The organism is Solirhodobacter olei (assembly GCF_004010155.1).
Lineage (GTDB): Bacteria > Pseudomonadota > Alphaproteobacteria > Rhodobacterales > Rhodobacteraceae > Solirhodobacter > Solirhodobacter olei.
Genome location: NZ_RRYH01000013.1, coordinates 19,579 through 43,670 on the forward strand (window position 1 = coordinate 19,579; position 24,092 = coordinate 43,670).

The 24,092-nt window shown below is 63.3% G+C and carries 20 protein-coding genes; 15 read left to right on the top strand and 5 right to left on the bottom strand.

Translation table 11 applies throughout. The features are described 5' to 3' along the window. Positions 1-29 precede the first annotated feature (29 nt). The 3 genes from EIP85_RS10925 to EIP85_RS10935 all read right to left on the bottom strand — a co-directional run bounded on the left by EIP85_RS10925 (position 30) and on the right by EIP85_RS10935 (position 3,532). Positions 30-1,001 (bottom strand): ornithine cyclodeaminase family protein, encoded by a 972-nt coding sequence (locus EIP85_RS10925; protein ID WP_127902226.1) that lies wholly within the window; start codon positions 999-1,001, stop codon positions 30-32. A 15-nt stretch (positions 1,002-1,016) separates the two neighbouring features. Next, a complete protein-coding gene (locus EIP85_RS10930; RefSeq protein WP_127902227.1) occupies positions 1,017-2,546 on the bottom strand; it encodes a M81 family metallopeptidase in 1,530 nt (509 codons plus the stop codon). A gap of 71 nt (positions 2,547-2,617) precedes the next feature. Then, a complete protein-coding gene (locus EIP85_RS10935) occupies positions 2,618-3,532 on the bottom strand; it encodes a LysR family transcriptional regulator (protein WP_127902228.1) in 915 nt (304 codons plus the stop codon). 91 nt (positions 3,533-3,623) lie between these two features. Here EIP85_RS10935 and EIP85_RS10940 point away from each other — a divergent pair, with 91 nt between their 5' ends. The 7 genes from EIP85_RS10940 to EIP85_RS10970 all read left to right on the top strand — a co-directional run bounded on the left by EIP85_RS10940 (position 3,624) and on the right by EIP85_RS10970 (position 11,688). Then, positions 3,624-5,192, top strand: a complete 1,569-nt coding sequence (locus EIP85_RS10940) for an aldehyde dehydrogenase family protein (RefSeq protein WP_338325348.1) — start codon at positions 3,624-3,626, stop codon at positions 5,190-5,192. Between the two features lie 110 nt (positions 5,193-5,302). Continuing rightward, positions 5,303-6,085, top strand: a complete 783-nt coding sequence (locus EIP85_RS10945) for an SDR family NAD(P)-dependent oxidoreductase (protein WP_127902229.1) — start codon at positions 5,303-5,305, stop codon at positions 6,083-6,085. A 33-nt stretch (positions 6,086-6,118) separates the two neighbouring features. Beyond that, complete coding sequence (locus EIP85_RS10950; protein WP_127902230.1) at positions 6,119-7,261, top strand: amidohydrolase/deacetylase family metallohydrolase; 1,143 nt, start codon at positions 6,119-6,121, stop codon at positions 7,259-7,261. 1,474 nt (positions 7,262-8,735) lie between these two features. After that, complete coding sequence (locus tag EIP85_RS10955; protein WP_127902231.1) at positions 8,736-9,836, top strand: C1 family peptidase; 1,101 nt, start codon at positions 8,736-8,738, stop codon at positions 9,834-9,836. A gap of 12 nt (positions 9,837-9,848) precedes the next feature. Next, on the top strand, positions 9,849-10,334 hold the full coding sequence (locus EIP85_RS10960) for a hypothetical protein (RefSeq protein ID WP_127902232.1): 486 nt from the start codon (positions 9,849-9,851) through the stop codon (positions 10,332-10,334). Between the two features lie 53 nt (positions 10,335-10,387). Then, positions 10,388-10,654, top strand: coding sequence for a protease inhibitor I42 family protein (locus EIP85_RS23445; RefSeq protein ID WP_422067214.1), 267 nt, complete (start codon positions 10,388-10,390; stop codon positions 10,652-10,654). Between the two features lie 701 nt (positions 10,655-11,355). Continuing rightward, positions 11,356-11,688: a hypothetical protein gene (locus tag EIP85_RS10970; protein ID WP_127902233.1), complete on the top strand. Its 333-nt coding sequence runs from the start codon at positions 11,356-11,358 to the stop codon at positions 11,686-11,688. A 673-nt stretch (positions 11,689-12,361) separates the two neighbouring features. On the opposite strand, the gene EIP85_RS10975 is transcribed toward EIP85_RS10970, so the two are convergent. Further along, the gene (locus tag EIP85_RS10975) at positions 12,362-12,922 is read right to left on the bottom strand and encodes a Hint domain-containing protein (protein WP_164871701.1); all 561 of its coding nucleotides are present in this window, start codon (positions 12,920-12,922) and stop codon (positions 12,362-12,364) included. Between the two features lie 1,463 nt (positions 12,923-14,385). Here EIP85_RS10975 and EIP85_RS10980 point away from each other — a divergent pair. From EIP85_RS10980 to EIP85_RS10990, 3 genes are all read left to right on the top strand, one after another. After that, complete coding sequence (locus EIP85_RS10980; RefSeq protein WP_127902235.1) at positions 14,386-15,537, top strand: aminodeoxychorismate synthase component I; 1,152 nt, start codon at positions 14,386-14,388, stop codon at positions 15,535-15,537. Then, positions 15,498-16,145, top strand: coding sequence for an aminotransferase class IV family protein (locus tag EIP85_RS10985; RefSeq protein WP_127902236.1), 648 nt, complete (start codon positions 15,498-15,500; stop codon positions 16,143-16,145). Before EIP85_RS10980 ends, EIP85_RS10985 begins: the two co-directional genes overlap by 40 nt. 179 nt (positions 16,146-16,324) lie before the next feature. After that, positions 16,325-16,540, top strand: a complete 216-nt coding sequence (locus tag EIP85_RS10990; RefSeq protein ID WP_206615506.1) for a helix-turn-helix domain-containing protein — start codon at positions 16,325-16,327, stop codon at positions 16,538-16,540. Between the two features lie 22 nt (positions 16,541-16,562). On the opposite strand, the gene EIP85_RS10995 is transcribed toward EIP85_RS10990, so the two are convergent. After that, on the bottom strand, positions 16,563-17,519 hold the full coding sequence (locus EIP85_RS10995; protein ID WP_164871702.1) for a LysR family transcriptional regulator: 957 nt from the start codon (positions 17,517-17,519) through the stop codon (positions 16,563-16,565). Between the two features lie 97 nt (positions 17,520-17,616). Between EIP85_RS10995 and EIP85_RS11000 the strand changes: the two genes are divergently transcribed. Genes EIP85_RS11000 through EIP85_RS11020 form a run of 5 tightly spaced genes read left to right on the top strand, consistent with a single transcriptional unit; the run spans position 17,617 to position 24,088 of the window. After that, positions 17,617-18,618: a class 1 fructose-bisphosphatase gene (locus EIP85_RS11000; RefSeq protein ID WP_127902238.1), complete on the top strand. Its 1,002-nt coding sequence runs from the start codon at positions 17,617-17,619 to the stop codon at positions 18,616-18,618. 12 nt (positions 18,619-18,630) lie between these two features. Then, complete coding sequence (locus EIP85_RS11005) at positions 18,631-19,503, top strand: phosphoribulokinase (RefSeq protein WP_127902239.1); 873 nt, start codon at positions 18,631-18,633, stop codon at positions 19,501-19,503. A gap of 11 nt (positions 19,504-19,514) precedes the next feature. Then, the gene (gene tkt / locus EIP85_RS11010) at positions 19,515-21,506 is read left to right on the top strand and encodes a transketolase (RefSeq protein WP_127902240.1); all 1,992 of its coding nucleotides are present in this window, start codon (positions 19,515-19,517) and stop codon (positions 21,504-21,506) included. A gap of 11 nt (positions 21,507-21,517) precedes the next feature. Further along, positions 21,518-22,597 (top strand): class II fructose-bisphosphate aldolase, encoded by a 1,080-nt coding sequence (gene fba, locus EIP85_RS11015; RefSeq protein WP_127902241.1) that lies wholly within the window; start codon positions 21,518-21,520, stop codon positions 22,595-22,597. 21 nt (positions 22,598-22,618) lie between these two features. Beyond that, positions 22,619-24,088: a form I ribulose bisphosphate carboxylase large subunit gene (locus tag EIP85_RS11020; protein WP_127902242.1), complete on the top strand. Its 1,470-nt coding sequence runs from the start codon at positions 22,619-22,621 to the stop codon at positions 24,086-24,088. The last annotated feature ends 4 nt before the right edge of the window (positions 24,089-24,092 follow it).

Sequence of the window (24,092 nt, forward strand, 5' to 3'; positions counted from 1 at the left end):
GCTCCTCACGGCGGCCGCTCGCCTGGCCGTCAATACGGGGCTTCGGTGCCGAGCCCCTTTGCCCGGGCGAGCTGCACCGCGAGGTCGGCCACAACGAGGTCCTGCAGCGCAACGCCGGTGCCGTCGAAAATAGTGATCTCGTCGGCGCTTTGCCTTCCCGGTGCAATGCCGGCCACCACCGCGCCGAGGCTGGCCCGGATATGGCTGTCGTCAATCAACCCCTGAGCAAACGCGTGCTGGAACTCGCCGATCAACCGCGCCTGTTCGGGCACGTCCACGAAGAGCGCAGCCGTGGCTATCAGCTTCGTGTCGAGCTCTTGTTTGCCTTTGGTATCGGCGCCCATTGCTGAAACATGGCTGCCGGGCCGCAGCCAGTCCGCCTGGACCAGCGCACGTTGCGAAGGCGTGACGGTAATCAGCACCTCGGCGGCGCGGGCCACGCCCTCCGGACCGTCATGCACCACCAATCGCAGGCCGAGCGCTGCCATTTCGGCACCGAAGCTGGTGAGGTTGGCGGGCGAGGGATCCCAGGCATGGACCTCGTCGATGGGCCTGACCGCCAGGGTCGCGCGGAGCTGATAGAGAGACTGCCCACCTGTGCCGAGGATACCCAGTACGTGCGCCTCCGGGCGGGCCAAATGCTTGGTGGCGATCGCGCTGGCCGCGCCGGTCCGCACACCGGTCAGATAGTTGGCGCTGACAAGCGCAGCGGCCCGGCCGGTGTCGGCGTCGAACAGGAGCGTTGCGGATTGGTGGTTGGTCAGGCCGCGCGCCGCATTGCCGGGCCAATAGCCGCCCGCCTTGAGGCCCAATACCCGAGCGCTGGTGTCGGCGCCGGCCTTCACGCCAAAGACCGCGTCGGCCATACCGACGATCTCTCGCACCACGGGGTAGTTGCGGGCCTGCCCACGCGCCATCGCTGCGAAGCAATCCTCGACCGCAGCTATCGCAGCGTCCATCGAGACGAGGTGACGGGCAGTTTCTTCAGAGATGACAAGCATGTTCGGCTCGTGGGTTTAGGCCGGCACCGACCAGGTAACGTCCGCGTCGACCGGATATACCGGCCGCGGCAGGTTCTTGAAGTCGAACCGCGACAAGATCGGCGAGGTGAGGCCCGGTGCGTCGACCTCGATCACCTGATCATGGGTAAAGAATTCATTGAATCCTGCGCGGAAATGGCCGCGTGACTTGACGACCACGGCACGCGCCTTGCCGATGTCGAGCCCCATCCTCTCAAGGAAAATCGGATCAGCGCACTGGGTGCGGATTGAGACGACCACGATCTCGATGCCGCCGATGTCCAGCAGCACGGTCGGCCCGAGGTTCATCTTCCGGCCGGCGTAGAAGCCACGGCGGCCGACGCAATCGCCGTCGCGCACCCGCTTTACCCGAGCCCGCACCGAGAAGCGACGCGAGAAGGCATCCGGCTCCACGCGGTTGAAGACTGCCTCGAAATCTGCCCCTTCCCCGAGGGAGGTTGCCTCGGCCGCCAACGCGGGGTCATAGATCACCCCTGCGATCACTCCGGTCGCCCCGGCCATGTGCAGCGCCTCGATAATCCACATCGTGTTGCCGTTGCCTCCGCCGCCTGGATTGTCCGCGACGTCAGCGAGGATCACCGCGGGAAGTGCAGGATCGTGCGCCACTGCCAGGACTCGTTCTACTGCCGCGTCAAGTGGCGTCAGCAGGGGCGTGTAACGACGGTACTCCGACCAAGCCTGTGCGGCGATTTTCCGGGCCACACGGACCGCGGCGCCGTTTCTTCGTCGGCCGGTTACGATGATTGCCAGTCCGTTCTTCGGCGTATCGCTGTAAGCGAAACCACCGAGGATCGAGACGTTCAGGATGTCGTCGTCGATCAGGCTCTGCCCGAAATTGATCAGATCGGCATAAGGCCCCTCATCCGTCAACAGCGTCACCGTGGGCGGCGTCACCGGCAGCCGGATCATCGTCGACTCCGGCTGCATCCCCCCAAAGAGCGCCTGCAGCGCGCGCGCCGCCTCCCGGCCCCGATCGAGCATGTCGACATGCGGATTCGTGCGATAGGCGACAATGACATCCGCGCTTTCCACCATCCGCTCAGAGACATTGCCATGAAGGTCGAGCGTGGCGACGACCGGGACATCCCGTCCGACGACCTCACGGACCATCGCGAATATCTCGCCATCGGGATCCTTCGTCTCGGTGGTGATCATCGCGCCGTGGTTCGAGATATACACGCCGTCGATCGGCATCGCGGCGATCAGCCGCTGCCGCATTTCCTCGTGGCATTGACGAAAGAACCCGTGCTCGAGCGGTCCGCCGGCCTCGACGAGGCCGACGAGTATCGGCGCCGGCACCCATGTGGCGGTCTCGTTCATCGCAGCGACAAAGCCACAGATCTCGGTCGGCAGCTTCGGTTCGCCACTCGCCAGGTCGGTCAGGATCTCCTCGCCTCTCAGTAGGACGCGGCTCCGGAAATCGGCCTCGGTGGTCACCGGGGCGAAAGCATTGCTTTCGAGCATCAGTCCGAGGATGGCAATCTTCTTTGCTGGATCGCGCGGCATATCCGGGGCCCTCGTATCGTTTCCCCGGGACGTTAGCGGCCGCGCCACGGGCCGGCCAATGCAAGCTCAGCCTATGGCGATGCCGAACTTGCATCGACCAGTTTGGCCCAGAACCCCTCCGGTGCGGGTGGAAGTTGATCGCGGGAACGGAACAGACGGATTGCCGTCTGGATGACGTGGGAATCGTCGCCGCTGGGAAGCAACGCGCCGGAAGCGAGTTCAGCCCCGATCTCGCTCTCGGGCAGCCAGGCCAGGCCACGGCCTTGCAGCGCCATCGATTTCAATACCGCCGCCAAATGGGTGTCGAACACACGGTGCAGCACCGGCGGTTCCGGGTGGTGCGACAGCATGAAATCGACCGCACGGCCACTGGCCGACGAGGGCGCATAGGCGAGGTAATGTACCGGCGCCTCCCGCGTTCCGGGCAAGTGGTGGCGGGGTCCGCCGGCCTCGTCGGGTGCCGAAACCGGGATTAGCCGGTCATGGCCGACAACGAGCGAGCTGAACCGCTCCTCGGGCAGTTGGATATCAACGTTGGCGTGGGTCGGCAGCAAAAGGAAGTGGCATTCACCGTGCAGCAGGGTCTGAACGCAGTTGGCGATCTGGTTCGAATCGAGCCGCGTCCGCAGTACGCCTGTCTTATCCTCGATGCTGCTGATCCAGCGCGGGAAGAAAACCAGCGAAAGACTGTGTGTTGCTGCGAAGGTGATCGTGCTTTCCGTACTACGGCCGATCTGCTGGATCTCCTCACGGCTCTGCAACAGCCGTCGGAGGACCTCCTCAGCCACCGGACGGAATTGCGCGCCGGCCTGGGTGAGCTCGATCGGCTGCGCACTGCGGTCGAACAGCGTGGCGCCCACCCAATCTTCGAGCGCGCGAATGCGACGGCTAAAGGCGGGTTGGGTTGTCGCGCGCGCGTCGGCCGAGCGCGAGAAGTTTCCTGTGTCGACCAACGACAGGAAGTCGAGCAACCACTTCGTTTCCATGACAGGCCCTCCTCGGGCTGAGGGCTAGGGCACTGCGCGATCTGCAGCACCTCGCCATCCTCATCGCTAATTTAGGAGGCCCGCCGCCACTGTGCGACGGACATTCCGCCGCATTCGGCATGCGGATTCGGCATCGCGGAATGAATTTTCAACATTCGCCATTCGCGGGGAAGGCGGCAAAGATGCAGCCGATCCCACTCCTGCACCGGAGAGCCCCATGCCTACTACCCTTCGGTCCTATTGGAAGAACTATGTCGGCGGTGCCTTCATCGACGGCTCGGCGGGTCAACGTCTGGCGGTGATTGATCCCGCGACCGGCAGCCGTGTGGCAGAAATTGCCGAGGGCACGGAAGAAGACATCGACCGGGCGGTCGCCGCGGCACGGGATGCTTTCACCGACGGCGTGCTCGATCGGATGGCGCCACACGAACGGGGTGCAATGCTGTTCCGGATTGCCGACGAGTTGGAGAAGGCCGCGGACGAGATTGCCGTGGTCGAATGCCATGACAACGGGAAGACGCTTGCCAATGGCCGCGCGGAAGTGCCGCTCACCCAGCGTTATCTGCGCTACTACGGTGGGCTTGCCGACAAGTTAGAGGGGCGGCAGATCCCGCTCGGACAGGGCTGGCTCGATTACACGGTCCACGAGCCCTACGGCGTCTCGGCCCAAATCGTGCCATGGAACGGGCCGCTGCCGGTCGGTGCGCGCTCGATTGCCTGTGCACTCGTCACCGGCAACACGGTGGTGCTGAAGTCGCCGGAGGACTCCCCGCTGAGCCTCGTCCTGCTTGCAGAAGCCTGTGACCGCGCCGGAGTGCCGGCCGGCGCGGTGAACATCGTTTGCGGTTTGGGCCAGGTGGCGGGGGCGGCTCTCGCGGCACATTCCGACATTGACCACATCGTCTTCACCGGCTCCGTCGAGACCGGCAAGTCCGTACTCCGCGCCGCAGCCGAACGGGTCATCCCCTGCGTGATGGAACTCGGCGGCAAGTCGGCTGGGATTGTCTTTCCCGATGCCGATCTAGACCAGGCCGTCACCAGCGCGTGCGGCGGTATCTTCAAGCACGCCGGCCAGATCTGCTCGGCCGGCTCGCGCCTCATCGTCCATCGCTCGGTCTATGACGAGGTCGTGGCGCGGCTCATCGCTCGGGCCGGTGCGATCAGCGTCGGCCCGGGCATAGACGGCTGCGAGATGGGGCCGCTGATCTCAGCGCGCCAGCTTGATAGGGTCGAAGCGCTCTGCCGGACCGGCGTCGAAGAGGGTGCGACTCTCGCGATTGGTGGTGGCAGGCTGCCAAGAGCTGGCTATTTTATGGCGCCCACCGTGTTCATCGACGTCCGCCCCGAGATGCGTATCGCCCAGGAGGAATTCTTCGGGCCTGTCGTCGTGGTGATGCCGTTCGATACAACCGAGGAGGCAATCGCGATTGCCAACGGCACCGATTACGGGCTTGCCGCCGGCCTCTACACCCGCGATCTCGGCGTGGCCCATAGCGTGGCGCGCCAGCTGGTCGCCGGCCAGGTCTATGTCAACCAATGGTGGGCCGGGGGGGTGGAGACACCTTTCGGTGGAATGAAGCGCTCGGGCTATGGTCGCGAGAAGGGGCAGGAGGCGCTGCTCGGCTACATGCAGACGAAGAACATCGGCATCCGCCTCTAAGGTGCGGTCGGGCTGCCGTCATGCAGATGTCGTATCGTGCATTCCGAAACGGAATTTTTTCTGCCAGATCTGACGGTTAGGCTTGAAATAACAAATGGGAAACGACTCCGATGGCACTTGCCGACGCATTCCGGCTGGACGGTCGACGAGCTTTCATCACGGGCGCAAGCCGTGGCTTGGGGCGCGCCATGGCGCTTGCCATCGCCGAAGCCGGTGCCGATGTAACTCTCGTCGCACGCAGTGCCGATAGCCTCGAATCCACGGCAGCTGACATCCGTGCCCTTGGCCGCGAGGCCGACGTGATCGTGGCCGACATCGGCGATCCCAAGCAATGCGAGGCGGCCTGCGCCGAGGCGCTGGAGCACTCGGGCCCTTTCGACATCCTTGTGAACAATGTCGGCGGTCGCCGGGTCAACCAGCCGACCGAGGAGATGCCACTCGACCAATGGCAGACACTGATGGATCTGAACCTTACCAGCACGTTTCTGTGCTGCAAGATTGTCGGCGGCGCCATGCTTGGTAGGGGGGGAGGTGGGCGTATCATCAACGTCGCCTCGATTAACGCGCTGGTGGCGATGCGCGGAATTTCTGGCCGGCACTATGAGACGGCGAAGGCGGGCGTGCTGCAGCTTACCCGCAGCCTTGCCGTTGACTGGGCGCCGCACGGCGTCACCGTCAACTCGATCTGTCCCGGCATATTCCTGACCCAACCGAACCGCACATGGTCGGAGAAATACCCCGAGATGGTTTCCGCGATAGAGCGGAACATCCCGCTCGGACGGCTCGGGGCGCCTGATGAGATTGGGCCGCTTGCGGTTTATCTGGCGAGCGATGCGTCGCGCTACATGACCGGAGCGGCTCTGGTGATCGACGGTGGTTACACCTGTCTGTAAAGCTGCGCCAGATGGCGCGTGTGGGGAGATGCGATGCACGATCTGGTGTTGAAGGGCGGACGGGTGATTGATCCCTCTCAGGGGATCGATCGAGTGGCCGATGTGGGCTTCTCCAGCGGGCGTTGCACGGGGGTAGGCGACAACCTTGTTGGCCGCGTGGTGCGTGACGTTTCGGGATCCATTGTCACCCCCGGCTTGATCGACTTGCACACCCATGTCTACTGGGGTGGGACCTCGCTCGGCGTTGACCCCGACGACTATTCGCGCCAGAGCGCCGTGACCACCTGTGTCGACACCGGGAGCGCTGGCCCAGGAAACTACCCTGGTTTCCGTGCCCATGTGATCGAACCTGCTCAGTCGCGTGTCCTAGCCCTTCTTCATGTATCCTTTGCCGGCATCTTCGCCTTCTCTCCGACGATCATGGTGGGCGAGAGCGCCGACATGCGGCTGATGGCGGCACGAGAGGCAGTAGCGGTCGCGGTGGCTGATCGGCAGAACATTGCCGGCATCAAGGTCCGCGTCGGGCGAAACGCGTCCGGCGCAAACGGCATCGCGCCGCTCGATGTGGCGCTTGACGTGGCAGATGCGGCTGCACTGCCGCTCATGGTGCATATCGACGAGCCGCCTCCGACCTACGAGGCTGTGGTCTCCCGACTCCGCCCCGGCGACATACTCACCCATTGCTTCCGCCCGTTCCCGAACGCACCGATGCTTGCCGACGGCCAAATCCGTAAGGCCGTGCTCGAGGCACGCGCGCGGGGCGTGCTGTTCGACATCGGTCACGGCATGGGCTCCTTCGCCTGGGCCACCGCGCGTGCCATGACCCGGGCTGGATTCTGGCCGGATACGATCTCGTCGGACGTGCATGCAATGTGCATTCGCGGTCCGGCCTACAATCTGCTCCGGACGATGACGAAGTTCCTGACCCTGGGCATGCCGCTTGATAACTGCATAGCCGCGGCCACCAGCCGCGCCGCCTCGGCGCTACGACGGCCGGATCTTGGTACCTTGGCATCCGGTGCGGCGGCGGATGCCAGTGTTTTGCGGATCACCAAGGAAGCGATTGCACTCGAGGATGTCTTGGGCGAGGTGGTGATGGGACCCGAGCAGTTGTCGCCGGTTGGAATGGTAATTGGCGGGGTGTGGCAAGACGCCATTCCACCTCTTCAGAGTTGAACTCGGAGTAGGCCGGTCCTGCGAGAGCACGTCACTCGAAGTCCTCTTCGCGGTGTGTGGGATTCCAACGCCTGAGGCGCGAAGCGGTCTATGGGCGGTTGCCCGCGACCTTCATTGGCGCCGTGCTTAGGGCCGCTGGGCGTCGGGCCAAATCGTTGCCACAACTTCCGGCAGGGTTGACCCGTCGGGAGGCGGGAGTGCTCGCGCGGATCGCCCGCGGCGAAAGCGGCAAAGAGGCGCAGCCGCCCTTGGAATTGCGCCAAAGACGGCTGAGAAGTATACGGAGAACAACTTTCACAGGATTGGCGTTACCAGCCGGACGGCCGCGGCGCTTTTCGCGATGAACAATGGGTTCCTTGACCAGTAGATCTGGCCCCGGCCTCGCACGAGCAACCTAGAACCCGCCGTTCAAGGCGGTCGAAGCGAAGGTGCAGGCTGCGGACAAGACGTGGCCAAGCGGGGCCAAATTCGCCCGCCTGGTGCTGTCGGCTCTGTCCGACGGCCCCAAGACGATGCGGGAGCTTGTGCCGATCATGTACGCGGAACGACTCGAACTGGGTCGGGAGGCTGCTTACCATCGGACGGGGCAGTCCGCGCAAACTGCCCGAGGTGCTGAGCATGAAGGATGCAGCGCGGCTCGTCGTGGCGGCGCGGGTCTCATGTACTAGGCCGCACTCTGCGTCGCTTATGGAGCCGGCCTGCGCGTGTTCTAGGTCGCCTATATGAAGGTCGACGATATCGACAACACTCGCATACTGATCCGAGTCGAAGAAGATACAACGCAGGGCTTAATAGCTCGCAAAGGCGGTAAGTAAGAATGTTATTGTGGCCTTATTTTGACTGCGTGTGAATTCAATAGGTCATGGTTTTGCCATTTCGTCGCCGTATTGTATACTGGATACGGCTCAGGCTGGGTGGATTAATCGGCCAGAAATTGCCTATGAATTTGGATCAAGAGTGACCGTCCGCGACAAAACTTATGAAGTATCTTCCTTGGTCCTTGCGCCATGAGCCTTCCTCATTCGCTCCTTTATCAAACGAGATTTTACCGCGAGGCCACATCCGAGGCTCAAGGCGCGTGAGTCACTTGCAAAATTAAAAAATAGTAAAAACAATCGCTTGTTGATACGGAGCCGTATGGGTCACCTGGGTAAGATGGGGTGTTAGAAGGGGCATCCTCTTGACCATCCAACCACTTATTTGGAGGGAAGTTGTGATGTGCACGAATAAGATGATTAAACATGCATATTAAATGAATCTTTCTAGAGGCGCACTCCTGGCACCTTTGGCATTTTGGGCGTGGCTGGAAATGTTTTGTGGTTTGTCTTATTATTGATTTGACAAATCTATTATGACGATTCGCCCTCCCTCAAAAAGGGGCAATCGGGGTTGGCTTTCGCTAATCCCCAGGAACTCCCTGTCCGTAGCGAGTCGAATTCTCTATTGCAAACCTCAAAATGCAGGAGGATATATTATGGCTCTCGAACGCCTTGATGCAGTTACGCTGCAGTCGGCAATTCACAACGCAGGAGAAAACTGGCAGGCCGGAGCTACGAGCGTGTCTGAGCTTCCGGACGCCGAAAAGAGGCTAAGGCTGGGTGCCGTCCCACCACCGGGCGAAGACTCGCTTGAGGCCCGCGAGCAAGCGGCAGCAAGTCGCGCCGATGAAACGGCACTGGCCGCGGTGGGTGCGCCGGCAGCCTTTGATCTTCGAAACGTCGGTGGAAAGAACTTCATCACGCCGGTCAAGGATCAGGGCGGATGCGGTTCTTGCGTTGCTTTCGGAAGTTGCGCCACAGTGGAAGGAACCTTCCGGCGCCAGCGGAATGATCCCAATCTTGCGGTAGACCTGTCGGAAGCAGAGCTTTTCTACTGCATCGCGCGCTCTCAGGGACGAAATTGTTCCAACGGTTGGTGGTGCGATAAAGGCCTGGATGCCTTCAAGACCGACGGCGTGTGTGATGAGGCCTGCTACCCCTACACAGCAGGCGACCAAAACTGTAGCAACCGCTGCTCCGACTGGAAGAACCGCCTCACCAAGATCACAAATTGGCACTCGATCAAGTCCGCGGCCGACATGAAGACCTGGATATCCACGCGCGGGCCACTCTCCTGCGCTTTCACGGTCTACAACGATTTCTTCTCCTACAAGAGCGGTGTCTATAAGCATGTCAGCGGCGCTGTCGCAGGGGGGCATTGCGTCTCCTGCGTCGGTTATGACGACACTGGAAAGTTCTGGATCTGCAAGAACAGCTGGGGCACCGGTTGGGGCGAGTCTGGTTTCTTTTGCATCGCCTATGGCCAGTGCGGCATCGACTCCGAGATGTGGGCCGTTGACGGCATCGTCGAGACCGGTTGGCTCAATGGCCGCAAAGTGATCGGTCTATGGACCATCGATCAGAATCGCAATGCCTGGGCATACCTAGACGGCGGCGTCGGCTGGCGCCGCATTGCCTACGACAGCGACAACATCTTCTTCGACCTTTTGACGCAGATCTCGGCCGCGAAGTCGGGCAAATCCACGGTCAACATCTACCAGGAAAACGGGATCATTAAGCAGGTCTACGTATTCTAGGAGGACGAGTGGATGGCCAAGGAAAAGAAAGATCAGACGGTAAAAGATGTCGGGCCGGATTTAGATTCGGCAGCGACTTCAGAGACGGTCACGCCTGAAATCGAACCCCCGGAGCATTCGACAGGAAATGATGGAGGAAATGTTATGACAGACACTATGCCCGACCAAGAACCCCCCGCGACGACCGCTACTGAAGCAGGGTTGGGCGGCGATGTTGAAGCTGCGCCGACGCTTTCCCCTGATGCCGTCAGCGCAGATGTTCAGGGAGGCATCGCCAGCTGGCTCAATAACAAGCGGGTGACCGCTTTGTGGGGCATCAACCAAAACCGGAACTCTTGGGTCTACATTGTCGGTGTCGGTTGGAAGAAGCTTGCCAACAACTCCGATTCCGCCGTTGTGGCCCTGTCCATGTTGGCGGCAAGTGCAAAGCTAACACAGACGAGCTACAACTATCGCGAAGAAGCTGACGGCATGATTCACGAGACATACGTCTGGTAAGAAGGCTCGGTGTGGCGGAAATTCAGCTAACGCAAGCAAGTAACGGACAGACGGTGCGGGCTCGGCCGGGTGATGCCATTGCTGTCCGGCTGGAAGAGAACCCTACCACCGGGTATCGATGGGTTGTCACGGCCGGACTCGCGCCGTCTGGCGATACGTTCTTCTCCGGTCGTGGGGGCATTGGCTCCGGGGGAGAGCGCATATTAACGTTCCGGGTCGATAGACCCATGAAAACACGGGTGAGCGCCGTGCTCAGACGTGAGTGGGAGACGGATGCCGAGCCCCAAGCGCGCTTCGACGTCATAATCCACGCACAGTGAGAGTGAGGCCCGAGGCAAGGGCCCGGCCTCAATCGAGGGCCTCCAAATCAACTTCCAAAGATATGCACGGGAGGTAGAGATGGGCGACCTATACGATGTTGGCGCGTCAATTGGCTTGGCGTTGAGTGATCGTCGCCGTGATTTATAAACGCCGACAACTGACTAGCTTATTGGCTTGGCTGAATGACCGCTTTCTTAGGGTTTTGCCTGTATCCGGTCGGGCGGTAGATGGCCCCCTAAGCTGACCGTCAGCATAGCGCCCCGAAATCGGTCTTTGAGGGAGTCGGCTGGGCGTCCCCTAAACGGACCGATGGCTTCCCCACGCGGCCGCTTGCCCAAACTGCAACGGGCCCCCTCGGCGGACATCGACGAATGTGAAGCGCAGCGCTTCAGGCAAGCGACCCCGCTATAGCGCGCGTTTGGAAGCTTCGTCACTGGGGCATTCGGAATTTCGATCTAGGGTTTGCCTTGATCATCGTTAGGGTCTCGGTAGTCCTTGCGGATCGTTACCACTGGCAGATTTGAGCGCCGATCGGAGAGCTCGATTATCGCAATGAAGTTTTTAGCGGTTCGGCCGAGACCTCCCGAGCGAGATCGGCTTGAACCGGCCGAGCAGCGTCATCACAGCGACACGCGAAAATGGGAATCTTGGACTCACCCGCCGGGTGTATGTTCTACTTCATCCTAGGGAGGAAGCTGCCATGACATTCGATCCTACGCGCCTCGAACGTTTGCGCACGGCTCTGCTTGCCGCCCGCGACCGCGTCTACCGCAACGCCAAGCTCAGGCTCTTCGCGGGCGGAGGTCGCGAACGACTTCCGCGTGAGGAGCTGGAACAACGTCGTCAGGCGGCATTCGCGATCGCCCAGGAACTCGAGGCGCTCGCCGCCGAGTCGTCGCTTGAGCATCTCCGTTTCCACCACCTGCGGCCGATCTTGAAGCGGCTCCAAAGCCTCGGCCTGATCATCTCGGGTCCCGAACTGCGTGAACTCAGCGCCGCGTTCTTCGCGGTTTCGAGCGACATCGCGGCCTAGGTATTCCGCCGATTTCGGCCGGTAAGCTAGGGCGTCTTGGAACGGTTACGGGAGGACGCCATATAGCGTCGGTCTGCCCGGCCTTTCCGGCTGACTTTGCGAAGGCGGACGATGGCGCGGTTGAACCGCGTAGACGGCTCCCGCGCCATGCCTTCGGACGATCAGCACTCAGCACTCAGCGCCCGGTGCCGACCTTGCGCGCAACCGCTGCCCAGTCGCCCGCAATTCACTTCTGCGCCGGCCTCAGACTGAAATCGCGCCGACAGACCATCCGGTGTAGTCGGTTTACGAACCTGTCTTTGTCGTAGCTGCCACGGTTGCCGGGAACGTGGTGCGGCTCCGGCCAGAGGTTCTTCGGATCTAAGGGTGAGCCTCCGAGTTTGAGGCTGATCAGGTGGTCTTCCTCTTAGCTGCGCGGCCGCCGATCGGCACAGCCGTAGAAGCATCATGAGATTGTGAGGCCATCCCTTTGAGATGCGCAGGCCTTTCGAAACACTGAAGCGATGACAGTGAACGAGATCAGCATACGAGATGGGCGAGCCGACGACATCCTGTCCGCAGAGAGCCCCAATTGCGGGCGTTCGCGGTGACAACTGTATCCCCCTATAGCTGACGTTGCATAGATTCAGCGCGGGCGCCCAAGTGTCCACCAGGTTCCGAGCGGCGACGCCCCTCAGTCCTGCGCCGACACGGGCAGATAGACCGGCAGACCCTCAACGAACGCAGAGTCCGGTTCATCGAACTCAAACACGAAATAGGTTACCTTCCCGATCGGGACACGGGCGATGTTGGCGCGTCCGTGAATGTCGCCGACAGCGGTGCGCCTAACGAGATTTCCGGCAGGGATTGGGAGCAGTACCTGCCCGGGCGAGAGGAGCAGATCGCTTTCTGGCAGGCCCGCGCCAAACGCTCCGGCCTGGATTCGGATTGGCTGTGCCTCGGGGTTGCGAGCCAGTAGTATTCTGTCGAGCGGGATCTTGTTGGTGCTTCGCACCCGACGTATTCCGCCGCCCCCTGTTCTGATAGGGTCATGGGGGCGGATGACCTCAATTGGCAGCTGGCCGAAGGTTGTCATCACGCGGCTTCCGGCCGCGAACCCGGGCATATCCCACTTGGGGATCGATGAGCGTCCCTTGACCGGCGGCTCGGCTTTGGGCTTGCCGACCTTCGTTAGGATGGACTGCAGAAATTCTGCATCCCAGGCGGTTTCCGGGGCTGGCGTTCTGGCCTCCATGGCGCACCTCATGTTGCAAGCGGCCGTCTTCCACGCTGGCCAAGTGACCGACGCAGAGCATGGCCTACTACTTCTCGGCTCAACTCCTAGTTAGAACCCGGCGGTGACCGCGATCCGAGGAGCGGAGCGCGCGCCCCCTTCGTCAGCGGTCTCCGAGAGGATCGTCGCGCCCAAATTGAGGCCCAATCGTGCAGATCAGCCGTCTCTTTTTTGGCGATGTACACAAAATGGGATCAATGAGGTGCGGCCCGGCGAATGGTTTTCTGTCATGAAACCACGCTTCCGAAAAATGCTAAGACCCCGGTCCAGAGTTGTCACAGCAACCCATGAGCCACGACTCGCCTCCGGACTTGCTAAGAGCCCGCGGGTGTGTCGGCAGCGTGTTTGACCCCACCATCGGCGTCCAACCGTGACCCCGCGCAACGACCGAAAACCCGCGGGACCTATTGGAAAGTTCATGAGCCGCCAGGGGTTACGGTTCGGCGCCGAAAGGGATCAAAGTCCGGTACTTGTTCACACTTGCTCATGGGTGAACCGGGAGAGGGGGTGGCCGTGGTGCTATTCTTGCCGCTGAAGTGACGTGGCAGGCGCGAGCCGTTCAGCGCCGACCTGCGGAAGATTCCGTCCGCCTTGACCGCCTGTCACTCCCTTGGCCCGCGCAATCCCCACCACACGGCAGCGACGGCGACCACAATCAGTAATAGGAAAAGGACCATACGGGACATAAGCGTGAGGATATTGTGCAGCCATTTCCAATCGTCAATTCCATATTAAGCCTGCGACACCGATGCAGGCCAGCACTCCCGAGGGTCCGGCGCGCACGACTACGCCGTCGGAAAGGGCAGGAACCTCCTCCGCAGGTGGCCCGGGCCCGCAGTGTCCGAATGGCAAGAGAGCGCCCGCGTCGCCATGGTGCGTCGGGCCCTGTGTGACCGGCAGCAGAGAGCCCCCATCCCGGCCGCTCGACGGTAGGGTCGGGCTGTCGTTCGTCGCGATGAGATCGGATGTTGGGGATGCGGACGTCGCTGTTGTTGCCGGAGTCTCCGGTAATGGTAGCAGGCAGCCCAACTTCTGTCAGATGAAATAACTCCAGATCACCACTGGTGCGCATCCGTGCCCCGCAAGCTTGCTCTGCCTCACCGTGTCGGGTCTCCCGGGCATCGAGGAGCCAAACTGCATTATTGAGGGCCGGAAAGCTGGTGATGCGCGTCTTTCATGCGGCGATCGGATAGGCCTGCACAAATTCGACGCCGATCGACTAAATCATTTCCTGAGCGGACTGCGCCGCCATTCGCATTGGTGGCGCTGCGCGAGAAACCCGGGCGACGCAATCGCAGCCCAGGGGGTCGGCAGACGACTTGAGGGCATGCAGGAGACGACCTATCAGCGGGCCCAATGCATTCGGCGGGGTTTGGGGAGTCGCTACGCTGATGGGGCCATCCGCAAGGGTCGACATTCGCCAGATGCCCGCGGCTGCTGGAACGCGGCCGGGCGTGCTCTTCGACCAGGGCCCGCTCTCGGGCGGAACCCTGTTTTGCGAACCATGCGAGATAATCCGCGCAGAGACGCCGGGCGAGGTGAGGACGGCATTCGATGCCATCGAGCGATTGCGACGGCAGGGCAAGTGGCTCGCCGGCTACGCGAGCTACGAGCTCGGCTACCTGATTACAGACCGTCTCACGCCGTTGCTGCCGACCCGGCGCCAGGAGCCGTTGCTCCTCTTTGGGGCATTTGATGGGCCAAGTGCCCTGACTACACCGCCGCATGAGGCGGTGCAGGGCCCCGTCCTGTCGAACTTCACCCCAGATTGGGATTTCACGCGGTACCGGGAGGCCTTCGACCGGGTCCACGCCTATATCTCTGCCGGAGACATCTATCAGGCTAATCTGACGTTTCCGCTCACCGCTCGGGTCTCTGGGACGCCATACGAGCTTTATCGGCGACTTTGCGCGGTCCAGCCTGTGCCTCACGGGGCTTTCGTCGATCTTGGCGGGCCAGTCCTGCTGTCGCGATCGCCGGAATTGTTCTTTCGTATCGACGCCCTTGGCCGGGCGGAGACCCTGCCGATGAAGGGCACACTCCCCCGCTATGGAGATCCTGTCGAAGATGCTGACCGCAGGGAGCGGCTGGCCAAGGATCCCAAGAACCGGGCGGAGAACCTGATGATCGTGGATCTGTTGCGCAACGATCTGTCGCGCGTGGCCGAAGTCGGATCGGTTAGGGTCCCGGCTCTCTTCCGGGTGGAGACTTTCGCGACGGTGCATCAGATGACCTCTCGCGTTGTCGCGAAGCTGCGTGACGGCTGGTGTTTCCAGGCGCTCTGCGAGGCGCTCTTTCCTTGCGGTTCCGTCACAGGCGCACCAAAGATCCGGGCGATGGAGATTATCCGCGAGCTGGAGCCCTGTCCGCGCGGGGCCTACTGCGGTGCAATCGGCTGGATTTCTCCTTCTGGCGCTATGGAGTTCAGCGTCGCCATCCGAACCCTGGTGTTGCCGGGAGACGGGACGGCGCGGCTGAACGTGGGGGGCGGGATCGTACACGACAGCACCGCCGAGACGGAATACGAGGAAGCCCTTTGGAAGACGCGCTTCGCAACCTCTCTGAGCACGACCTGATCGAACTCGAGCTCATCGAGACCCTGCGGTTCACCTCAGGGTTCGGCTATACGCGGCTCGACCTCCATCTCGGCCGGATGGAGCGGAGTGCTGCCGCGCTCCACTTCCCGTTTCAGCGAAGGGACGCACTGAGCCGCCTGGAGCAGGTCAACGGTCCGGGCGCACATCGGGTCCGGCTGGTGCTTCGCCACGACGGAAGCCTTTCTCTCTCGTCCGGCCCGCTGCAGCCCAATCCGGACCACTGGAGGGTCGCCATCGGCAAAGCGCGGCTCGATGCAGCCGATCCCTGGCTGCGCCACAAGACCAGCCGACGCGCGCTTTACGACCAGACACGGGCGGAGCTGCCCGATGGGGTCGATGAAGTCCTATTCTGCAACCGTGACGGGTTTCTCTGCGAGGGCACGATCACCAACATCTTCGTGCAGCGAGGCGGGCGGCTGCTGACACCCCCTCCGTCCGCAGGGCTGCTTCCCGGGGTGCTGCGGCAAGAGCTGCTCGCATCGGCGCGCGCGACGGAAGCCGACTTGTGGCCGATCGATCTTGATAACGCCGAGGCGATCTTCGTGGGCAATTCGCTGCGCGGTCTCATTCCGGCGCGCCGGGTCTGAGGCTGCGGCGGGTCGCAGTCAGCGCAGGAGAAGCACCGACGCATCGCCGCCTGCATAAGCCGCCATGTAACGACGTGCCCGCACTCTGGACCTCCATTGCTAAGGCTCGGCACCTCGAAGGCGGCTCTTTGCAGCCTGACTGGAGCTCTTGGACCCCAAAACCTGCCTCTGCTGCAGTCATGGACCATATCTGCGAGGCTTTTCCGGTTGAACGTCTCGCTGAACTGGCTGGGGTCAGCCTGAAGAGCATCGCGCGGCTGTTCGTGCGCGAACTGAGTGTCACGCCGCGCGAGTTCGTGGAAGGGGTGCGTCTGGACCGGGCCCGCAACCTTCTGGAAGCCCCGGATCAGCGCTCAAGGCCGTTGCCTTCGACTGCGGATCTTCCCGCAATGTAGGGACTTCCGAGCCGTTGCCGGTTCACTCCGGCATCATCGCGCATCGGGTCAGCACCTCGTGACCGGGGAAGCAGGCGCCGCCGTTGGCCCCGATCCAGGCCCCGATCACGCGGGTGGCAGGGGCGGGTTTCAGGTCGAGCGGGGTAAGGAGGTACCACTTGCGGATGATCGGCGTGCCCTCGGCGCGGATCACCGCCAGCCGCCCGGTTTCGACCTCGTTGGCCACCGTGTCGGCCGAGATCAGGGCGATCCCGAGGCCGCTCATCACCGCCTGCTTGATGGTCTCGTTGCTGTCCATCTCGATCCGCTCGATCCGCAGCACGTCGCCCAACTGGCCTAGGTAGCGCTCGGCGAGCAGGCGGGTGCCGGAACCGCTCTCGCGCAGGATGAAGCGCTCGCGCGCCAGTTCGGCGGCATGGATCCGCCGATCGCCCGTCAGCGGATGCCCGGGCGGCGCGATGATAAGATGAGGATGGTCGGCCAGGGCCGTGGCCTCGGTCAGCGGCGAGCGCGGCGGGCGTCCCATGATGCAGAGATCGTATTCGCCTCGTCCGAGCGCTGCGATCGTGTCCTGGCGGTTGGCAATCTTCAACACCACCTCGATACCGGGATATTCGGTATCCAGCAGTGCTACGATCTTCGGGGCGACGTATTTCGCGGTGCTGACAGCGCCCAGAACAACGGTTCCGGTGCGCCCCTGCTGCAGGGCGGTGACCTCGCGCAAGGCCCTGTCGAGCAACGCTTCTATCTGGGCCTCAGTGCGAACAAGGACGCGCCCCTGGGCGCTCAGAACACCGCGCTGGCGCCCGTCGCGATCCAGCAGTGGCGCGCCGATGATCTCCTCCAGCGTCTTCACCTGGGAATGCACTGCCGGCGGCGTCAGCCCCACCGCCGCCGCGGCGGCCGAGATCGTGCCGTGTTCCTCCACCAGGCGGAGGGCGCGGAGCTGCCGGAGCGTGATCTGATCGAGCTTAACCAAAGATTTTTCTTTCGCCTGCATCAGATTTTTAAAATTTTCTTACTCCCGGATTCTCGGCAAGTCTAGGGCATTGCAGAGCGGCGGGAGGCGCGGTGCGATGCCCAGGCTGATCACGACGGGACGTGAAATTCCCACCGAACTGGCCCGCCCGATGGAGGCGCTCGCCGGTGTCGCCGCCGAGATCTCCGGTCGGATCGGGCGGGGGCCGCTGGGCGGGCCGCTGGGCGCGGACGTCGGCACCAACAGCGACGGCGACACGCAGAAGGCGCTGGATGTGATTGCGGATTCGGCCTTCGCCAACGCGCTTGAGGGCACCGGGATCCGCTGGTACGCCTCGGAGGAGCGCGACGCTCCGGCAGAGTTGGACCCCGAGGGAACCCTCGCGATCGCTATCGACCCGCTCGACGGGTCCTCCAACATCGACGCCAATATCTCGATTGGCACGATCTTCGGCATCCAACCGGCGCTGGAGGACGCAATGGAGACCTTCATGCGCCCTGGCCGCAACCTGAGCGCCGCCGGCTACATCATCTACGGCCCGTATACCGCCATGGTCGTCAGCTTCGGGACGGGCCTGCGCACCTTCATCCTCGACCGTGCGAGCGGCACATTCGTCGAGGCCGCCCAAGTGACGGCAATCCCGGACACGACCGACGAATACGCCATCAACGCCTCGAACTACCGGCACTGGTCGGCGCCGATCCGGGCCTGGGTGGACGATTGCCTGGCCGGGACCGAGGGGCCGCGGGGCAGGAATTTCAACATGCGCTGGATCGCCTCGCTCGTCGCCGAAGCCCATCGCATCGTCACCCGTGGCGGCGTGTTCCTCTACCCCGCCGACGACCGGAAGGGATACGAGCAGGGCCGACTTCGGCTGGTCTACGAATGCGCGCCGATCGCCTTCCTGATCGAGGCGGGCGGCGGCAAGGCCACCACGGGGACCGAACGCATGCTCGATCGGGTTCCGGAGCATCTGCATGCGCGCACGCCCTTCGTCTTCGGGACGGCGAGCAAGGTGGATCTCATCACCTCCTACCATGACCTGCCAGAGGCCGAGGTTTCGGCCCTGTTCGGAAACCGCGGCCTGTTCCGCGCCTGAACCGGGGATACGATGAGCAAGAAACATCCCATCATTTCGGTGACCGGCTCGTCCGGGGCGGGTACGACGACGGTGAAGTCGACGTTCGACCAGATCTTCCGGCGCGAGGGGATCAAGACCGTTTCGATCGAGGGCGATGCCTTCCACCGCTACGACCGGGCGGCGATGAAGGCGGAACTGCAGAGCCGCCTCGACGCCGGGGATGCCACGTTTAGCCATTTCTCCTACGAAGCCAACGAGTTGGAGAAGCTGGAGGACATCTTCCGCACCTATGGCAAGACCGGCGAGGGCGAGACCCGGCACTACGTCCACGACGACAAGGAGGCCGCGCGCTGGGGTACGGCGCCGGGCAGCTTCACCGACTGGGCGCGGTTCGAGAGTGGCTCCGATCTGTTGTTCTACGAGGGCCTGCACGGCGCCGTGGTCAACGAGCAGGTCAACATCTCCGCGCTGGCCGATCTTAAGATCGGGGTGGTTCCGGTCATCAATCTGGAATGGACGCAGAAGATCCATCGCGACAAGGCGAGCCGCGGGTACACGACCGAGGCGGTGACCGATGTGATCCTGCGCCGGATGCATGCCTATGTTCACTGCATCTGCCCGCAGTTCTCGGAGACTGACATCAACTTCCAGCGGGTGCCGGTGGTCGACACGTCGAACCCGTTCATTGCCCGCTGGATCCCGACTGCCGACGAGAGCCTCGTCGTGATCCGGTTCAAGAACCCGCGGGGCATCGATTTCCCCTACCTCATGTCGATGATCCACGACAGCTGGATGACCCGGGCGAACAGCCTCGTCATCCCCGGGGGAAAGATGGATCTCGCCATGCAGCTCATCTTCACGCCGATGATCCTGCGCCTGGTGTCCGAGTCACGCCGCGCCTGAAGGGAAGAACCATGAACGCGCCAACCAGAACCATTGCCGACGAGCGCCGCATGGCCGATGCGATCCGGGTGCTGACCATGGACGCGGTGGAGACGGCGAAGTCCGGCCATCCCGGCGCGCCGATGGGAATGGCCGATGTCGCCACCGTCCTTTTCAACCGGTTCCTGACGGTCGATCCCGCCGATCCGACCTGGCCCGACCGCGACCGGTTCGTGATGAGCGCGGGCCATGGCTCGATGCTGGTCTACGCGCTGCATCACCTCCTGGGCTACGACGACATGGATGCGGACGAGCTTCGCGCCTTCCGCCAGCTCGGGTCGCGGACGGCGGGGCATCCGGAATACGGACATGCCAAGGGGATCGAGATGACGACCGGCCCCTTGGGGCAGGGGATATCGACCGCCGTGGGCATGGCGCTGGCCGAGCGGCTGGCGAACGCCCGCTTCGGCGACACGCTGGTCGATCACTGGACCTATGTGATCGCCGGCGACGGCTGTCTGATGGAAGGGATCAGTCACGAGGCCATCGATCTTGCCGGCCATCTAGGTCTGGGTCGGATTATCGTCTTCTGGGACGACAACCGGATCACCATCGACGGGCCGACCTCGCTTTCCACCTCGACGGACCAGCGCAAGCGGTTCGAGGCGGCGGGCTGGCACGTCGCGCCTGTCGATGGCCACGACAATGAAGCCATCGCCGCCGCCATAGAGGCGGCCCGCGCCGATGCCCGCCCCTCGCTGATCGCCTGCCGCACTCTGATAGGCAAGGGCGCGCCCAATAAAGCCGGCAGCCACAAGGTGCATGGCGCGCCGCTGGGCGAGACGGAGATCACCGCGGCGCGCGAAGCGTTGGGTTGGATCGAGGAACCCTTCGTCGTTCCTGACGATATCCGCGCGGCCTGGCGCGCTGTCGCCGCTCGCGGCGCTGCGGCGCGGGCCGAATGGGGGCGGCGCAAGCGCGGGTCGGACCGGGCTGTGGCTTTCGACGGGGCGTGGGCCGCGCCGGATGCGGCGGCGCTGAATGCGGCTCTCGACGCCTTCAAGGCCGAGCATTCCGACCGCGCCACGAAGACTGCCACCCGCCAGGCCTCGGAACTGGTGCTGGAGGTGGTCAACGCGACCTTTCAGAACATGATTGGCGGGTCGGCCGACCTGACCGGATCGAACAACACCCGCACCTCGGGCATGACCGCCGTGGCCCCCGGGGATTTCCGCGGCGATTACATCCACTACGGCGTCCGTGAGCACGGCATGGCCGCCGCGATGAACGGCATCGCCCTTCATGGCGGGTTCCGGCCCTACGGTGGCACCTTCTTGGCCTTTTCGGACTACTGCCGACCCGCGATCCGGCTGTCGGCGCTGATGGGCGCTCCGGTGACCTACGTCATGACCCATGACTCGATCGGCCTCGGCGAGGACGGCCCGACCCATCAGCCGGTGGAGACCATTGCCAGCCTTCGGGCAATTCCGAACCTGTCGGTCATCCGCCCCGCCGACGTGATCGAGACCGCGGAGGCCTGGGAGCTTGCGGTAACCTCGAACCGGACGCCGACGCTTCTCTGCCTCTCCCGCCAGGCACTACCCTGCCTCAGGACCCGCCACAACGGCGAGAACCTGACGGCGCGGGGCGCCTACCTGCTCTACACGCTCGATACGCCGCGCCATGTGACGATCATCGCCACTGGATCGGAGTTACAGCTGGCCTTCGAGGCTGCGCGGCGCCTCGCGGAGGACGGGATCTGGGCGGCCGTCGTCTCGGCCCCGTCGTTCGACCGCTTCGCCGCCCAGCCGGCCGACTATCAAGCCCATGTCCGGGGGGGCGCCCCCCGCGTGGGCATCGAAGCTGCCGTCCGGCAGGGCTGGGAGCTGTTCCTCGACCGTGATGACGCCTTCATCGGCATGACCGGATTTGGTGCGTCGGGCCCGGCCGCCGATCTCTACCGCCATTGTGGCATCACCACGGAAGCCGTGGTGGCCGCCGCCCGCGCCCTGCTCAACCGATAACGGAGGACCCCATGCCGCTTGTCACCCTGCGCCAGCTTCTCGACCATGCCGCCGAGCATGGCTACGGCGTGCCGGCCTTCAATATCAACAATATGGAGCAAGGGCTGGCAATCATGGCCGCCGCCAAAGCCTGCGATGCGCCGGTCATCCTGCAGGCCAGTCGCGGCGCCCGTTCCTATGCCGGCGACAACATGCTGCGCCACATGGTTCTCGCCCTGGTGGAGACCTTCCCGGACATTCCCATCGTCCTGCACCAGGACCACGGCAACAACGATGCCACCTGCCTCTCGGCGATCCGTCACGGCTTCACCTCGGTGATGATGGACGGTTCGCTTATGGAGGACATGAAGACGCCATCGAGCTACGCGTACAACGTCGAGATCACGCGCCGCGTCACCGTGGCCGCGCATGCGGTGGGCGCCTCGGTCGAGGGCGAGCTGGGGGTGCTTGGCAGCCTCGAGACCGGCAGGGCGGCGGCCGAGGATGGATCGGGCGCAGAGGGCAGGCTGGGACAGGACCAGCTTCTGACCGATCCGGATCAGGCGGTGGATTTCGTCGTGCAGACCAAGTGCGATGCCCTTGCCATCGCCTGCGGCACCAGCCACGGCGCCTACAAGTTCAGCCGCAAGCCCGATGGCGACATCCTGTCGATGGAGACGATCCGCCGGATCCATGAACGCCTGCCCGGCGTCCACCTTGTGATGCACGGCTCGTCGTCGGTGCCGCAGTATCTGCAGGATCTCATCAACGCGAACGGCGGCGAGATGCCCCAGACATACGGTGTTCCTGTCGAGGAGATTGAGAAGGGCATCCGCATGGGGGTCCGCAAGGTCAATATCGACACCGACTGCCGCATGGCGATGACCGGCCAGTTTCGCCGCGTCGCCACCCAGAACCCGGCCGAGTTCGATCCACGCAAGTTCCTGGTTCCCGCGATGAAGGAACTGGAGGCCCTCTGCAGGGACCGCTTCGAGCGTTTCGGCACCGCTGGCCAGGCCTCGAAGATCCGCCCCGTCTCTCTCGACGACATGGCCCGCCGCTACGCCAGCGGCGCGCTCGACCCACAGCTTGTGGCCGAACAGGCCGCCTGAGCCCAGAAGAAGGAGATCGTCATGCTCGACCAGTCCAAGGCGAAGACCGAGACGAACGCCAAGAAGCGCTATGCCGCCGGCGTGATGAAATACGCCCAGATGGGATATTGGGAGCCCGACTACCAGCCCAAGGACACCGACATCATCGCGCTGTTCCGGATCACGCCGCAGGATGGCGTGGATGAGGTGGAGGCGGCGGCGGCGGTGGCGGGCGAAAGCTCTACGGCGACCTGGACCGTGGTTTGGACCGACCGCCTGACCGCCTGCGAAAAGTACCGCGCGAAGGCCTACCGGGTGGACCCGGTGCCGAACAAGCCGGGCGAGTTCTTCGCCTACATCGCCTATGATCTCGACCTGTTCGAGCCGGGCTCGATCGCCAACCTGACCGCCTCGATCATCGGCAACGTCTTCGGGTTTAAGCCACTCAAGGCGCTGCGGCTCGAGGACATGCGCCTACCGGTCGCCTATGTGAAGACCTTCCAAGGCCCGGCCACCGGCATCGTCGTGGAACGGGAGCGGCTGAACTGCTACGGCCGGCCGCTTCTGGGCGCGACGGTGAAGCCGAAGCTCGGCCTCTCGGGCCGCAACTACGGCCGGGTGGTCTACGAGGCGCTGAAGGGGGGCCTCGATTTCACCAAGGACGACGAGAACATCAACTCGCAGCCCTTCATGCACTGGCGCGACCGGTTCCTCTATTGCATGGAGGCGGTCAACCGCGCCTCTGCCGCGACGGGCGAGGTGAAGGGAACCTACCTGAACGTCACCGCCGGCACGATGGAGCAGATGTATGAGCGGGCGGAATTCGCCAAGCAGCTTGGCTCGGTCGTCGTCATGATCGACCTGGTCATCGGCTATACGGCGATCCAGTCGATGGCGAACTGGGCGCGCAGGAACGATATGATCCTGCACCTGCACCGGGCGGGCCATTCGACCTACACCCGGCAGAAGAGCCATGGCGTCAGCTTCCGCGTCATTGCCAAATGGATGCGGCTTGCGGGTGTGGACCATCTGCACGCCGGCACGGTCGTCGGCAAGCTGGAAGGCGATCCGGCGACCACGAAGGGGTTCTACGACATCTTCCGCGAAGAGCGAAACCCGATGGCCCTGGAGAACGGGATCTTCTTTGACCAGGACTGGGCGAGCCTCAACAAGATGATGCCGGTTGCCTCGGGCGGTATCCATGCCGGGCAGATGCACCAGCTCCTGACCTACCTCGGGGAGGACGTGGTGCTGCAGTTCGGCGGCGGCACGATCGGCCATCCGCACGGCATTGCCGCCGGCGCCCAGGCGAACCGCGTGGCGCTGGAGGCGATCGTCTTTGCCCGAAACGCCGGCCGCGACATCTGGAACGAGGGCGAGGACATCCTGCGCGACGCCGCGCGGACCTGCACTCCGCTGAAGCAGGCGCTCGATACCTGGAAGGATGTCACCTTCAACTACGCCTCCACCGACAGCCCCGATTTCGCCGTGACCCCCGAAGTTTCCGCCTGAGGAG